Raw genomic sequence first — 14359 nt, 5'->3', positions numbered from 1 at the left:
GGCAGTCGACCCTTATCAGCGGAGAAGAGAACGGGTGATTAACGGGCTTTGGTCAGCGCACGTTTCATATCGATGATCGCCTGATAATCAGCCACTGTAGCCGGGCCGATATGCTGGGCGCCACCCACGGCTTTGACGAAGCAGCTGTGATGTTCGGTATCCAGCTTTTTGATGGCCGTGACCAGCTTCGCTTTGAAATCAGCAGGCAGCTTGTTGCTCACCAGCACCGGACCGTTCGGGATCAGCGGTGACTGCCAGATGATACGAATTTTCTTCATCAGGTCCGGGTTACCGGCACGGATCATTCGGGTGAATGCACCGCTGGTGTAACCGGTGTTGTAATCGCCGATCATCGAGGCCCAGGTCACTGCGCCTTCGAACTGACCGTTCAGCACGCCCAGTACATCCTGCTCGTGGCCGCCGGAGAAGGTCACGCTGGAGAAGTGGCCTTTGTATTTGTCATCCACCGAACCGCCAAACTCTTTCTTGAAGCTTTCGTTCGGGATCAGGAAGCCGGAAGTGGAATCCGGGTCGGCCATACCAAATGATTTGCCTTTCAGGTCGGCCAGTGTTTTGTACGGACTGTCCGCTTTCACAACGACAACAGAGTGATAGCCGCGTGATTTATCGGCGTCATCCACCACAATGCCAACCACATCGACAGCTTTCGGGTCATTGATGTAGACCGAGGCATACGATGACGGTGACATGCTCAGCACCATATCCACTTTGCCGCCGATCAGGCCCTGGATCACACCAGAATAGTCAGACGAATTACGCAGTTTGGTATCAACGTTCAGCTCTTTATCGAAGAAATCTTTCACGCACTGGTTATCACCAATCTGCTGCGTGGCATTCTGGCCGCCGAGGATACCTAAATTCAGTTCTTTCGGTGCGTCAGCGGCAGAGACGTTAGCTGCCATCACACTACCGATTACTGCTGCGAGAATCATTTTTTTCATTGCTGAGTTCCGTGTCCCATAAAAGTGTTATTACCCGTCATGCCTGCGGTGTGACCGTCAGCCGTGATGGGCATCGTTAAGTTCAGAGTTTTCGTCGCCATACAACACATGCAAAAGATCATCGGTCAGTTCTGACGGATGGCCGTCAAACACAATGCGGCCCTTAGCAACGCCAATGGCACGCGTACAATATTCTTTCACCAGCTCCACCGAGTGCAGGTTCACCATCACGCTGATGCCGTTTTCACTCACCTGACGCAGCACATCCATAATGCGCCGGGTGTTTTTTGGGTCGAGCGAGGCAACCGGCTCATCGGCCAGCAAAATCTTCGGGTTCTGCATCAGCGCGCGGCAGATCGCCACACGCTGCATCTGTCCACCGGAGAGATTTTCTGCCCGCTGCAAGGCCTGAGGCAGCATGTTCAGCCACTCCAGCAGGCCGATAGCGCGGGCACGATCGGCATCGGGGAAGATTTTAAAGAAGGATTTCAGCGTCGAGGTCTGGCTCAGACGGCCCAGCAGGACATTGGTCAGCACATCCAGCCGCGGTACCAGGCAGAAATCCTGGAAGATCATGCCGCACTCGCTGCGCCACTGGCGCATCTGCCGGGTATTCAGCTCAACAATGTTCTGTTGTTTGCCATGATCATTGAAGTGAAGGATGGCGCCTTCGCTGGCCGGGAGGGTGCCATTCAGCACATGCAGCAGCGTTGATTTTCCTGCGCCGCTGCGACCAATCACCGCCACCAGCTCACCGGCATGCAGGTCAAAGTTAATGTCCTGCAAGACCCGCGTCTGTGTGCCGTATGATTTTCCGAGTCCATTCACTGCCAGCACTTTTGCACGATGCTCCGCGTGGGGGATCGCCTGCTGCTGGGGGGCAATTTTTAACAATGCCTGTGCCATGTGTTGTCCATTATCAGGTTGCGCGTTATCCGCTGTGCGCCCTATTAACCACCTGTGCGATGAAAGTTTAATGACAGAGGGGTGATGGAAGCATGACAGACCGAAAAGGGCACTGAGCAAATTAACAAAGATTGAATGTTTATCCCCTCCCGCCGATAACCCTGTGGACAGCTAACTCTAATAATAAGGTCCACCATGTTTTCCACTATTGCATCAGGTATCACGTCACGCCTTGCGTGGCAGAAACGCACTCACTCTTCTGCCACGCTTGACTCATTAAAAGACTCTATCGCCATGATCGAATTCATGACCGATGGCACCATCATCACGGCTAATAGCTTGTTTCTTGAGAAAATGGGCTACGAACTGAATGAGGTGGTCGGGCAGCATCACAGCCTGTTTTGCACGCCGGACCTGTTGGCGTCGCGCCAGTATCAGGACTTCTGGATGCGGCTGAATCGCGGGGAAAGTTTCAGCGATAAATTTCTGCGCGTGGCGCAAAATGGCCGTCCGGTGTGGCTCGAAGCCAACTATGTACCGGTGCGGGATCGTAACGGGCGCGTGTTCAAAATTATTAAGCTCGCTACCGACATCACGTCGCGCATTATGGATGCCCAGGAGCAACGGGCAATGACCAATGCTATCGAGCGCTCAATGGCGGTGATTGCCTTTAACCTTAAAGGCGAAGTGCTGAAAGCTAACGATAACTTTCTTAAAACCATGGGATATCGCGCCAGTGAAATTATCGGTGCGCATCACAGCCAGTTCTGTTCCGCAACATTGCGCAGCAGCCCGGAATACACACTGTTCTGGCAGAAGCTCAACCGTGGTGAGTTTATTTCCGGCCAGTTTCAGCGCGTCAACAAGCAAGGGTCTACCCTCTGGCTGCGCGCGACCTATAACCCGGTGTTCGACGACAGTGGTGAGCTGTATAAAGTGGTGAAGTTTGCCACCGATGTCACCGCCCAGGTTGAGAAAAACCAGCTAGAGCGTGATGCAGCCCAACAGGCTTATCAAACGGCGCTGCAAACCAGCGAAAGCACAAAACGCGGTGCCAGCGTGATTGCCAACAGCGTGCAGACCATGAATGAACTGGCAGGTGAACTGCACGGGATCTCTGGCGATATCACCGGGCTCGGGGATTCCTCAGACAGTATCGGCCAGATCGTGACCAGTATTCGTCGTATTGCCGATCAGACCAACCTGCTGGCCCTCAATGCGGCGGTGGAAGCCGCCCGCGCAGGCACGCAGGGTCGCAGCTTCGCGGTGGTGGCCAACGAAGTGCGCACGCTGGCGCAAAACATCAACCGCGCCACCACCGAAATCGAACAGATGGTGCAGCAAAATCACCTGCTGGCGAGCAAAGCGCAGAAAGGCATTACCTCAAACCTGCAACGTGCCGACCGTGGCGTGGAACTGGCGCAGGAAGCCGGCGGCGTTATCGCCGATATCCGCGACAGCTCAGATAATGTGTTACGCGCCATCGGCCACGTCACCGCCGCGTTAAAGAGCGATTAAGCGTCGTCTCATCAACCTGCACAACGGCATTATCACTCCGGCAAAAAGGCCGACCCGAAAAGGTCGGCCAACGCAACAGGATCTTCATCAGCAAAGCTGAAGGCATACGTCAGGCGTATACCCTCTGTCATTTAATTTTGCATTTTTTCCAAAGTATCATCAATTCGTAAACTACAGATAGCCATAGCGATGGCGAATATCATTACTGTTGGACCGTAAATTAAAACAGAATCCGTCAGCCCCGTGATAAACAGTGAAGCGATTGGTAGATAAAACCCCTTATATAAGGAAGGTTTTAACAGTGCGACAAAGCCCACACTGAATAATAACAGTAACGATAAAAATCCTGCTATTCCTTGTAAACTAGTCACTTCAAGGAATTCATTATGCAGATTGTATTTCACATTGGTATAGGCGATGACGTTTTTGGGCTGTACTTCGTGAATGTATCCATGTGCACTCACTGTACGTTCATCAGGAGAGGAAAAACCGTACCGACCATCAATAAAATGTAGCCCACCCTGCCAAATGGCAAATCTCGCTCCTACAGAGGTTGAGCTATTGGCATTGTAACTTTCGATATTATTTATTGCTTGAACCCAACGCTGCTGTGTAAAAAAAAACAGAGAAACGAAGAATACGACAGCCAGTACAATACTCTTCCAGCTGGAAATAATATTTTTCCATCCCAATACTGAGATAGCGTAATACGTTGAGATAAAAATGAAGGCAAGATAAGTAATTCTGGTACCACAGAGCACCAGAACGAATAATGAGGTCACTACGAATAGAAAATCGATAGTTTTCCATACAGGCTGACAAGTAAAACGTCTTAACCACAGATAGCAACAGTATATAAATATGACCATATAAGATGCGCTTGAAGCTGCATCCGCTGTTAGTTTGATTCGGTTGTGAGTCACCAGATAATGCTCATGAACACCCGAAATTAATGTCAGGAACATTCCTAAAAAAATAATAGCCTTGGAATAACCCACGACTTTGAAGGAGATCCGGTTACCAAACATCATTATCGCGGCGATAACAAACACCCCTAACAACAGTCGCTTGCCTCCCAGCAAGTAGTTTTGAATAATTCCCAAAGCATTAGAAGACAGTTCGTAATGATGATAATTCAAATAACCGACCCAAGCCAATCGAATTAACGCGATTAACGCCAAAGAAAAAATAAGGAAGAAACCGAGTTTGGACACCCTACTCCTGGCATCTTTGTTTGCAACACCCAGCAGTGTCAATCCAATGCTAAGATAGCCAGAAAAATAAAAAACCTTCTGTGAAATACCATAAGTAATGAGATTAAAAGACAATGAAACACATAAAAGGACCAACACAACATTAATCAGCTTAGTCACTAAATTAGCTTTATAAAGATCAACTTTCATCATTTTCCTGACAATTTATTATATAATATTTTTTTGAATCTTTCCATGTAAGACGACTCATAAAATGCAGAAATACTTTCCCTGATATCGTTCTGCGAAGTCTTTAATACATCATCTTTTATCCCATTAAGGATCTTAACGAGTTGCTGCACATTATTCGTTTCATAAAGCTGTCCATTGACACCCGGTTGAATAATCTCTGCAGGTCCGCTTATGCAATCAGATGAAACACAATATATACCACGTGCCATGGCCTCAAGTAACACTAAAGGCAAACCTTCATTATTCGAGGTTAAAAGCAAACAAGTAACATCGCCAATGTTATTACTCACATATCCCCATGAGTCATCTTGCCAGCCATGCCAGGTTATTCTATTTTCTACCTTGCAGGTAGCGGCATAATCTTTACACCGTAGGATATCATTCCCATCACCAACAATATCTAATGACCACTCGAAAGATAGCTGACTGACTGCATCAATCAAATCCTTTAACTGTTTTTGATCTTCAAAATGTACGCGACCAACATAAAGAAACTTTACTTTACGTGAACGTGGAATAACCGAATTACTCCGCTTAACAGGATTATAAACAACATCGATACTATCAGGGCTAACCCCCAACTCAATCAACTGCTCTTTAATTCCCGTACTGATGGAAAAATGATGGTCGGCCAGTTTCAAATAATGAGGACGGTATCGGTATTTTGGTGGTAAATGCATCCATGTTGATAAACTGGCGCGCTGGAGGGAGAGTGTCAGTGCGCGACGAGAGATAAGACATGAAATAGTATTTAAGGCAATAACATGGTCCGGCTTCTCTTTACGCAAAAAAAATGCCAGTCGTATGCTGTGGATAAGACGAGTTATTTTAGGATTTCTGACTATATTGGCACTCGAACCCCAAACGATACTTCGCATCCAGGTATCTGATTGACTCTTAATCTGTTGGTTAATGATGAATAAACCGGCAGAAATTTTGCGATCAGAATTAAGTTGGTTAATCAGATGGCAAGTTACATTCTCCATGCCGCCTCGACCATTGAGCATTTCAACGACAAAGACTATTTTTTTGGACGCGTTCATATTTTGCGTGTTCAGTATCATTTAATTCGGAAATTGTACCAATGATACATGCCGAGTGTACAGCTAGGCAACTACTTAGGAATTTTCTGTACAGTGAGGCCAGGGGTCAAAGAATCCACTTCTCAACAATAGCTTATGTCCTGCTACCGCCTGATTTATCTCGGCATATTCTACGCGCCATCAGCCACGTCACCGCCGCGTTAAAGAGCGATTAAGCGTCGTCTCATCAACCTGCACAACGGCATTATCACTCCGGCAAAAAGGCCGACCCGAAAAGGTCGGCCACTGCGAATAATCAGATCTGTTTATTGATAAGCCGCATCAAAGAAAGCCTTTTCCAGCGTCACGGCGCGCAGGAAGAAATCCTCACACTGCGCCTGCTGTGCCGGGCCAACACGGTCGAGCTCCTGACGTAAAAAGGCGACAAATTCGCGGAAATCGGGGTTATCGTGCAACATAATCCACTCGGCGTGAACAAAACTGGCAGGCAATGGCAGCGGGGCCTGTGACGCCCAGTCGAGGTACAGCCACTCGGCGACATTGAGCACGGTCAGGATCACCGCATAGGAGCGCGTGGCAGCGGCCTCCAGCATGATCGCCTTGAATCCCGCAGTGGGAGAAGTGTCCGGTTCGGCGTCGCGCTGCGCAGCGCTGACGTCCAGCGCCTCAAATGCGCGCAGAAAATAGGTGTTCTCTTCACCGGAGACAACCCCGGCGCAGCGACCAAAGCGCAGGCGGGCTGCGGGGCTGTCGGCACTGGCAATGGCCGATCCGACTAAGGTGAGGAAGCTGTCGAGAAAACGGTGATCCTGGGTGAGGTAAGTGCTCATCACCTGGCGATCCACGCTGCCATCATAGAGTTCACGAACAAAGCGATGCGTGACGGCCTGTGTCCAGATGGGCTGGCTCAGGGTACGGAGTGTGTCAGTAAAACGAGTGGTCATCAGGTAGTCCTTATAAGCAGACTACCGGCAAAAGAGAGGTAAGTTGCCCCATCCCTTCGCCGGCATTATCCGGATCAGGTGTTAAGGGTCATCGCGCTGAATCTTTTACGATTTCTCAGCCAGTTGCCTGGCTCCCCCTGGAGGGGGAATTAAGTCAGGAATTTGCCGGAACGTCAATGTTGCTGAAGCGGGACATCGGGCGAGGCATGCCTCACCCCTACAGAATGCGCAGGTCAGTGGGTGTTGCATTACGGGACATCGGGCGAGGCATGCCTCGCCCCTACAGAAGCGCAGGTCAGTGGGGGTTGCATTACGGGACGCGGGCGAGGCATGCCTCGCCCCTACAGAAGCGCAGGTCAGTGGGGGTTGCATTACGGGACATTGGGCGAGGCATGCCTCGCCTCTACAGAATGTGCAGGTCAGTGGGTGTTGCATTACGGGACGCGGCGAGGCATGCCTCACCTCTACAGAATGTACAGGTCAGTGGGTGTTGCATTACGGGACGCGGGCGAGGCATGCCTCGCCCCTACAGAAGCGCAGGTCAGTGGGGGTTGCGTAGGGGCGGGTCATGACCCGCCCGCCGTCAACGGGGCGGCGTTAACAACGCCGAAAAACCCTGTAACGTCTCACTCAATGGCCCATCATTACTTAACGTCATACACCCTGCCGCCACCGGCTCTGCCGCACGCTGCAACCGCTGTTCAATGGCGGCTTCATCCTCGCGACCGCGCTGGCGCAGTCGCCCGGCGAGGATCTCCGCCGACACCTTCAAACACACCGGCAACAGCCGCTCACCGTAACGCTGACGGGCAGCCGCCAGATGCAGCCGTGAACCGTTCACCACCACATCCAGCCCACTTGCCAGCCACTGATCGATCTCAATACCCAGCCCGTAGTAAAAATGATGCGCCTGCCAGTCGAGGGCAAACAGACCGTATTCACGCCGACGTCGGAACTCATGCTCGCTGAGGGCGATATGGTTTTCGCCCCCGGCGCTGGCGCTGCGGGTGATATAGCGATGCGCCACAATCATCCGCTCTGGTGCGCATTCACGCAGCGCCAGTAGCAGGCTGTCTTTGCCGGAGCCGGAAGCGCCCATCAGCCAGATCAGCCGCCCCATCAGAACACCTTCCTGCCCTGCGCCCACACCGACGATACATAGACCTGATCGCGGTGCGCACGCACCAGCACCAGATCGGCCCGTTTGCCTTCATCAATCACACCGCGATCGTCAAGGCCGATGGAACGGGCCGGGTTACGCGTCACTAGCGCGATGGCCGCAGGCAGCGTCATGCTGTGACGTTCATCGGCGGCAAGACGGAATGCCGCATCCAGCAGGCTGGCGGGATAGTAATCCGACGAGAGAATATCCAGCAGCCCCAGCTGTGCCAGCTCGCTGGCCGCCACGTTACCCGAGTGCGAGCCGCCACGCACAATATTCGGCGCACCCATCAGTATCTGTAAGCCCATTTCACGCGAGGCGCGTGCGGCCTCTTCGGTGGTCGGGAACTCAGCGATAACACTGCCTACCCCTTTCGATTCAACCACGTGTTCATAGGTGGCGTCATCGTGGCTGGCCAGCGGAATGTGATACTGACGACACCAGGCAGAAATCGCCTCACGGTTCGGCGTGGACCAGCGGGCCGCCAGGCGTAGCTGATCGGCCTCGTACTCATCAAGCTGCCGATCGCTGAGCTGATATTTGCCGCCAAAATAGGTGCGCCACGCCGCCAGCGACACATACTGGCGCTGCCCGGGTGAGTGATCCATCAGTGACACCAGCGACAGTGCCGGGTTACACATCAGTTGTTCAAACAGCGGCAGCGTTGAGTCATGGGGCAGTTCACAGCGCAGGTGCAGGCGATGTTCGGCACGGTTCAGGCCGTGCTTCTGCGCATGGCGAATCGCATCGATCATCTTGTTCAGATTCTCCATGCGGTGGCCGCCATCGCGCACATCGCCCACGCCAATCGCATCCAGCACCGTGGTAATGCCGCTGGCGACAATCAGCGCATCATGGCTGCTCATGGCAGAGTGCGCAGGCCAGTCCACCTTCGGGCGCGGGGTAAAGAACTTATCCAGATTGTCAGTATGCAGCTCGACCATGCCGGGCATCAGCCAGCCGCCCTCGCCGTCAATTGCTGCCGGAAGCTGGCTTTGTGTGTCAGAGAAGGCGCGGATCACGCCATTTTCACAGGCCAGCGATCCCTCAACCACTTTATTTTCCAGGATAAGTTTGACGTTATTGATGATCATTCGGCGTGCTCCAGGGCAACAGGTTGCATCACATGCAGACGGTCAGCGATGCGATCGCGCACCGCGTTATCATGAAAAATGCCGACAATCGCCGCGCCGCGCTGGCGCGCCTCTTCAATCAGCGCCACCACGGCAGCGCTGTTGGCGGTATCGAGTGAGGCGGTCGGCTCATCCAACAACAGGATCGGCGAGTCGGCAATAAACCCGCGCGCAATATTGACGCGCTGCTGCTCACCGCCGGAAAACGTCGACGGTGCCAGTGCCCACAGGCGCGACGGCACGTTAAGGCGGCCCAGCAATGCTTTGGCACGCTCTTCGCTCTGGGATCGCGACACACCACGCTCCAGCAGCGGCTGCATCACTACCTCCAGCGTGGAAATCCGCGGGATGACGCGCAAAAACTGGCTGACCCAGCCAATCGTATCTCGGCGAATGCTGAGGATCTGGCGCGCCGGGGCGCTGACCAGGTCAACCCACTGCTGCTGATGATCCACCCAGATATGCCCGCTATCCGGCAGATAGTTCGCATACAGCGAACGCAGCAGCGTGGATTTACCGCTGCCTGAATGACCGTGCAGCACCACGCACTCCCCGGCAGCCACCTGTAAGGAGGCGTTACGTAACACCGGCAGTTCTGCCCCCTGCTGATTGTGCATCACAAAGGTTTTTGACAGATTTTCGACACGCAGTTTCAGATTCATAATGATTCCCGTAGGGGTATTTAAACAATGGATGAGACCAGCAGCTGGGTATACGGATGATGCGGATCATCCAGCACCCGGTCGGTCAGGCCACTCTCCACCACTTTCCCCTCTTTCATCACCAGCAGACGGTGTGCCAGCAGACGCGCCACACCGAGGTCGTGGGTGACAATCACCACCGCCAGATTCAGATCGCGGACCAGACTGCGCAGCAGATCCAGTAGTCGCGCCTGCACCGACACATCCAACCCGCCGGTGGGTTCATCCATAAACACCAGCGTCGGATGCGTCACCAGATTACGGGCGATTTGCAGACGCTGCTGCATGCCGCCGGAGAACGTACCCGGCAGGTCGTCGATGCGCGACAGCGGGATCTCCACATCCTGTAACCACTTCCCGGCGGTTTCGCGGATCTGCCCATAGTTACGCTGCCCGACCGCCATCAGGCGTTCACCGATATTGCCCCCGGCAGAAACCTGCGCCCGCAGGCCATCCATCGGATACTGATGTACCACGCCCCATTCGGTGCGCAGCAGACGGCGGCGTTCGCTTTCGCTCAGGGCATAGAGATCCTGGCCCTGATAAATAATCTCACCCTGCTGCGGTGCCAGCCGGGCCGAAATCGACTTCAGCAGCGTGGTTTTACCGGAACCCGATTCCCCGACAATTCCCAGTACTTCTCCCGGAAAGAGCTCAAAGGAGACGTCACTGAACCCTTTGCCCGGCGCATAGAGATGCGTTAACTGATTGACCGCCAGCAGCGGTGTTTCGCGCGTCATGATGGATTCTCTTGTTGCTGATGGCAGTAGTCGGTATCGGAGCAGACAAACAGGCGCGAACCCTGATCGTCCAGCACCACTTCATCCAGATAGCTGTCGCGTGAACCGCACAGCGCGCAGGGTTCATCCCACTGCTGTACGGTAAAAGGATGGTCGTCAAAATCGAGGCTTTCCACTTTGGTATAGGGCGGCAGCGCGTAGATACGCTTCTCGCGTCCTGCACCAAACAGCTGGAGCGCGGGCATCATATCCATCTTCGGGTTGTCGAATTTCGGGATCGGTGACGGGTCCATCACATAGCGATCGTTGACCTTGACCGGATAGGCATAGGTGGTGGCGATATGACCGTAACGGGCGATATCTTCATACAGTTTGACCTGCATGATGCCGTACTCCTCCAGCGCGTGCATGGTGCGGGTTTCCGTTTCACGTGGCTCGATAAAGCGCAGCGGCTCCGGGATCGGCACCTGATAAATCAGGATCTGATCTTCCGTCAGCGGCGTTTCAGGAATGCGGTGACGCGTCTGGATCAGTGTGGCGTCAACGGTGCGTTCCGTGGTGGCGGCACCGCTGACGCGCTGGAAGAAGCGGCGGATAGAGACGGCGTTGGTGGTATCGTCAGCGCCCTGATCGATCACTTTCAGCACGTCATGTTCGCCAATCACGCTGGCGGTGAGCTGAATACCGCCAGTGCCCCAGCCATAGGGCATCGGCATCTCACGTCCGCCAAACGGCACCTGATAACCGGGGATCGCCACCGCTTTAAGGATGGCACGGCGGATCGTACGTTTACTCTGTTCATCCAGATAACCGGGGTTATAACCGCTTAGTTCAGTCACGCTGCTTCTCCTGGTATTCCGCCCGCAGGCGTTTCAGCAGTTCCAGTTCAGCCTGGAAATCGACGTAATGCGGGAGTTTCAGGTGAGAGACAAACCCCGCCGCTTCAACGTTATCCGCATGCGATAGCACAAACTCTTCGTCCTGCGCCGGGCTGGTAATGCGTTCGCCGTGTTCATCGGTTTGCAGCGCACGGTCCACCAGCGCCATCGCCATCGCTTTGCGTTCCGCACGACCAAAGACCAGCCCGTAGCCCCGGGTAAAGTGCGGCGCATCGTCCGCCGGGGTGGTGAAACCGTTCACCATTTCACACTCGGTCAGCATCACTTCGCCAATCTCCAGCGCAAAACCCAGCTCTTCCGGGATAATCTCAACAGTGACCGATCCGGTACGAATTTCCCCGGCAAAGGGATGGGTGCGCCCGTAACCGCGCTGCGTGGAGTAGCCCAGCGCCAGCAGAAACCCTTCGTCACCGCGTACCAGCTGTTGCAAACGCGCTGAACGCGGCATCGGATAAGATGGCGCATCGCGGGTGATATCCAGCGGCTCGCTGCCATCGTCCTCTTCGCGCAGCGCCAGCCCTTCGCGCGTCATCAGGTCAAACATATGCGGGCATTCTGCTGCCAGTGGCTGTTCCGCACGCGGTGTCACGGGCGCTTTGCCTTCGGCCAGCAGGGTGAAATCCAGCAGACGATGGGTGTAATCATAGGTTGGCCCCAGCAGCTGTCCGCCGGGCAGATCTTTGTAGACCGCAGAGATACGGCGCTCAACGCGCATCGCACCGCTGTCCAGCGGCAGGCTGTCGGCCAGCCGTGGCAGCGTGGTGCGGTAGGCACGCAGCAGAAAAATCGCTTCGACCAGGTCGCCACTCGCCTGCTTAATGGCCAGCGCCGCCAGCTCACGGTCGTGAATACCGCCTTCGGTCATCACGCGGTCAACGGCCAGGCCAAGCTGCTGGTCAATCTGTGTGCAGGTCAGTTCCGGCTGGTCATCCGCGCCACGACGCAAACGCTCCTGAAGCTGATGGGCGGCGGCTATCGCCTTCTCGCCCCCTTTCACCGCGACATACATCAGCAGACCTCCACGTCAGTAGTGCGCGGCAGCGCCATCATGTTTTCACCACAGGTGAAGATCAGGTCAATGCCCTGCGGGAAGCGGTGGCGGCGATCGCGCAGGTAACTCAGCACGCTTTCTGGCAGCTGCGGAGCAATGGCGCGGCGCTCCTGCAAGCCCGGGCCGCGCAGGCGCAGTGTCAGGCCGCCGCTCAGGGCCGGTACGTCAATAATCAGCGTGCTGCTTTTCTCCGGTGACACATTATCGCCGGGGGAGAAACTGTCGATGCTGGTGCCGGATTTGGCATGCAGCAGGGCAAACGGGGCATCTGTGCTGTCGGTGATCGGTGCACCGGTGTGGAACCGCAGATTGCTGAGCAGGGCATCATCGCGCAGCGCTTCGTCAATCCACAGAGGCGTTTCGCGATCCACCAGCGTCATCATGACCGCCGTTGCGGCACAGGAGGCGTTGCCCCAGGCGGGCAGCGTCGGCAGCGATACCATCACGCCCGGTTCACTCATCGCCTTGAGAATACGGCGGAAGGCGCGCTGAGCATCAGCAACGGGATGGCTAAAACTGGCCAGTAAGGTCATGCGTTATCTCCGCGAACAAGGGTAAAGAAGTCGACCCGGCTGCTGGCCACTTCGCGCGAACGCAGCGCCAACTGCTCTGCACGCAGGGCCGCCAGCGGTGCGATAATCTGCTGATATAAATGCGGTGAGCGGTCACCCTGTAACAGGGCATCCAGCAGTGCACAGCGTTCGGCGTGGGCTTTGTCGCGCCCGAGAATGTAGCTGTAACCACAGAGTCCGTTGGTCAGGCGCACCACGGCACGCGTCACGGTGGTATCCCCAAGAATAAAACGACGACCCGTACCGCCCATTCGCGCCTGGAAACGGGTCAAGCCGGTTTCCGGTGCGCGCAGCAGTTGATAGTCGGTGGGGAGATCGGCGGGGCAATGCGCCAGCAACTGTTGCGGCTGGCTATGAGCCAGCACGGAAAGCCAGTGCTGACGTGCCTTATGTGCTTCCATTTAGTGCTCCAGCGTCAGTTCAATCATATCGGCACGCGTCAGGCTGACGGAGTATTCCGCCATCCGGCCGTTGTCGGTACAGGTATTCAGGGTGCGTACGCACAGCAGCGGCGCATGCAGGGAAACTTCAAGCAGACCGCTCTCTTTCGCCTGCGCGCGGCGGGCGGTAATGCGTGTCTGTTTACGCGTCAGCCCGGTAGTCAGTTGCTGACGGAGAAAATCGTGCAGTGAGCCACTGCTGAACTGTTGCAAGTGCGGCCACCACGTCAGGTCGGGCAGATAATGGTTGATCACGCAGACCGGCACGCCGTTGACCCGCCGCAGGGTGCGCAGATGAATCACCGTGTCGCCTTCGTTGCAGGCCAGCGCGGCGGCCACTTCGGCATTGCAGGGGCGCAGCACCGCCAGCAGGCGTTCACTGGTGGGATGGCTTCCCTGTTCCATCAGATTCTGACTGAAGCGTGCCTGGGCATGGAGCGGGTAGTTATAGGGCCGCATCAGCACCAGTATCCCCACCCCCTGACGGCGCTGTACCAACCCTTTATCCACCAGTTCATCCACCGCACGGCGCAGGGTATGGCGGTTAACGGCATAGTGCGCCGCCAGCTGTTTCTCAGACGGCAGGTACTCGCCACAGCGGTAACGGCTGCGCAGTTCATCCTCCAGTTGCGCCGCAATGGCCTGATATAAAGTGGTCGGATGTCTGGATAAGTTGAGCATAAAAAAATCTCCACAGAACAAAGCCGGTTAGCGGGCTTATTTGCGTTAAGGTCCCTGCTACTGATGGCAGTTACATTGAAGATGTTGTGTGACAGTGCGGTTAACGCCAGATGAAGGTTTTTAAAAAGTGCGGGGAGTGTGTCAGGATAGGCAACGTCAGAG

The 14359-nt window shown here is 54.8% G+C and carries 15 protein-coding genes and 1 riboswitch; of the genes, 1 reads left to right on the top strand and 14 read right to left on the bottom strand.

Features of this window, described 5'->3' with window-relative positions; genetic code table 11:
• Positions 1-38: 38 nt before the first annotated feature.
• Positions 39-962 carry a phosphonate ABC transporter substrate-binding protein gene (gene phnD / locus HHI26_RS17595; RefSeq protein WP_133842968.1) on the bottom strand — a complete coding sequence of 308 codons (924 nt, stop codon included), beginning with the start codon at positions 960-962 and terminating at the stop codon, positions 39-41.
• Positions 963-1019: 57 nt separating this feature from the next.
• Entirely contained in the window at positions 1020-1868 is an 849-nt protein-coding gene (gene phnC / locus HHI26_RS17590; RefSeq protein WP_133842965.1) for a phosphonate ABC transporter ATP-binding protein, read from the bottom strand.
• Between the two features lie 195 nt (positions 1869-2063).
• Here phnC and HHI26_RS17585 point away from each other — a divergent pair, with 195 nt between their 5' ends.
• Positions 2064-3386 carry a PAS domain-containing methyl-accepting chemotaxis protein gene (locus HHI26_RS17585; protein WP_171149423.1) on the top strand — a complete coding sequence of 441 codons (1323 nt, stop codon included), beginning with the start codon at positions 2064-2066 and terminating at the stop codon, positions 3384-3386.
• 131 nt (positions 3387-3517) lie between these two features.
• Here HHI26_RS17585 and HHI26_RS17580 read toward each other — a convergent pair whose 3' ends face one another.
• The 12 genes from HHI26_RS17580 to phnF all read right to left on the bottom strand — a co-directional run bounded on the left by HHI26_RS17580 (position 3518) and on the right by phnF (position 14197).
• Positions 3518-4789 (bottom strand): O-antigen ligase family protein, encoded by a 1272-nt coding sequence (locus HHI26_RS17580; RefSeq protein ID WP_171149422.1) that lies wholly within the window; start codon positions 4787-4789, stop codon positions 3518-3520.
• Positions 4789-5874, bottom strand: coding sequence for a glycosyltransferase (locus tag HHI26_RS17575; RefSeq protein WP_171149421.1), 1086 nt, complete (start codon positions 5872-5874; stop codon positions 4789-4791). Before HHI26_RS17575 ends, HHI26_RS17580 begins: the two co-directional genes overlap by 1 nt.
• A gap of 305 nt (positions 5875-6179) precedes the next feature.
• On the bottom strand, positions 6180-6818 hold the full coding sequence (locus tag HHI26_RS17570) for a TenA family protein (protein WP_167864406.1): 639 nt from the start codon (positions 6816-6818) through the stop codon (positions 6180-6182).
• A 34-nt stretch (positions 6819-6852) separates the two neighbouring features.
• Positions 6853-6966: riboswitch (TPP riboswitch) on the bottom strand.
• A 435-nt stretch (positions 6967-7401) separates the two neighbouring features.
• Entirely contained in the window at positions 7402-7938 is a 537-nt protein-coding gene (gene phnN / locus HHI26_RS17565; protein ID WP_171149420.1) for a ribose 1,5-bisphosphokinase, read from the bottom strand.
• Positions 7938-9074: an alpha-D-ribose 1-methylphosphonate 5-triphosphate diphosphatase gene (gene phnM, locus HHI26_RS17560; protein WP_171149419.1), complete on the bottom strand. Its 1137-nt coding sequence runs from the start codon at positions 9072-9074 to the stop codon at positions 7938-7940. Before phnM ends, phnN begins: the two co-directional genes overlap by 1 nt.
• Positions 9071-9775: a phosphonate C-P lyase system protein PhnL gene (gene phnL, locus HHI26_RS17555; protein WP_171149418.1), complete on the bottom strand. Its 705-nt coding sequence runs from the start codon at positions 9773-9775 to the stop codon at positions 9071-9073. The genes phnM and phnL overlap by 4 nt, the downstream gene beginning before the upstream one ends.
• A 20-nt stretch (positions 9776-9795) precedes the next feature.
• Positions 9796-10554, bottom strand: coding sequence for a phosphonate C-P lyase system protein PhnK (gene phnK, locus HHI26_RS17550; protein ID WP_133842951.1), 759 nt, complete (start codon positions 10552-10554; stop codon positions 9796-9798).
• Positions 10551-11393: an alpha-D-ribose 1-methylphosphonate 5-phosphate C-P-lyase PhnJ gene (locus HHI26_RS17545; protein ID WP_133842949.1), complete on the bottom strand. Its 843-nt coding sequence runs from the start codon at positions 11391-11393 to the stop codon at positions 10551-10553. The genes phnK and HHI26_RS17545 overlap by 4 nt, the downstream gene beginning before the upstream one ends.
• On the bottom strand, positions 11386-12462 hold the full coding sequence (locus tag HHI26_RS17540; protein ID WP_171149417.1) for a carbon-phosphorus lyase complex subunit PhnI: 1077 nt from the start codon (positions 12460-12462) through the stop codon (positions 11386-11388). Before HHI26_RS17540 ends, HHI26_RS17545 begins: the two co-directional genes overlap by 8 nt.
• Positions 12462-13037 (bottom strand): phosphonate C-P lyase system protein PhnH, encoded by a 576-nt coding sequence (phnH, locus tag HHI26_RS17535; RefSeq protein WP_133842944.1) that lies wholly within the window; start codon positions 13035-13037, stop codon positions 12462-12464. The genes HHI26_RS17540 and phnH overlap by 1 nt, the downstream gene beginning before the upstream one ends.
• Entirely contained in the window at positions 13034-13477 is a 444-nt protein-coding gene (gene phnG, locus HHI26_RS17530) for a phosphonate C-P lyase system protein PhnG (RefSeq protein ID WP_171149416.1), read from the bottom strand. Before phnG ends, phnH begins: the two co-directional genes overlap by 4 nt.
• Entirely contained in the window at positions 13478-14197 is a 720-nt protein-coding gene (phnF, locus tag HHI26_RS17525; RefSeq protein ID WP_133842940.1) for a phosphonate metabolism transcriptional regulator PhnF, read from the bottom strand.
• Between the last annotated feature and the right edge of the window lie 162 nt (positions 14198-14359).

The organism is Erwinia sp. JH02, from assembly GCF_013074405.1.
Taxonomy (GTDB): domain Bacteria; phylum Pseudomonadota; class Gammaproteobacteria; order Enterobacterales; family Enterobacteriaceae; genus Erwinia; species Erwinia rhapontici.
The sequence above is the reverse complement of the archived record's forward strand: the minus strand, read 5'-3'. Positions and strand labels throughout refer to the sequence as shown.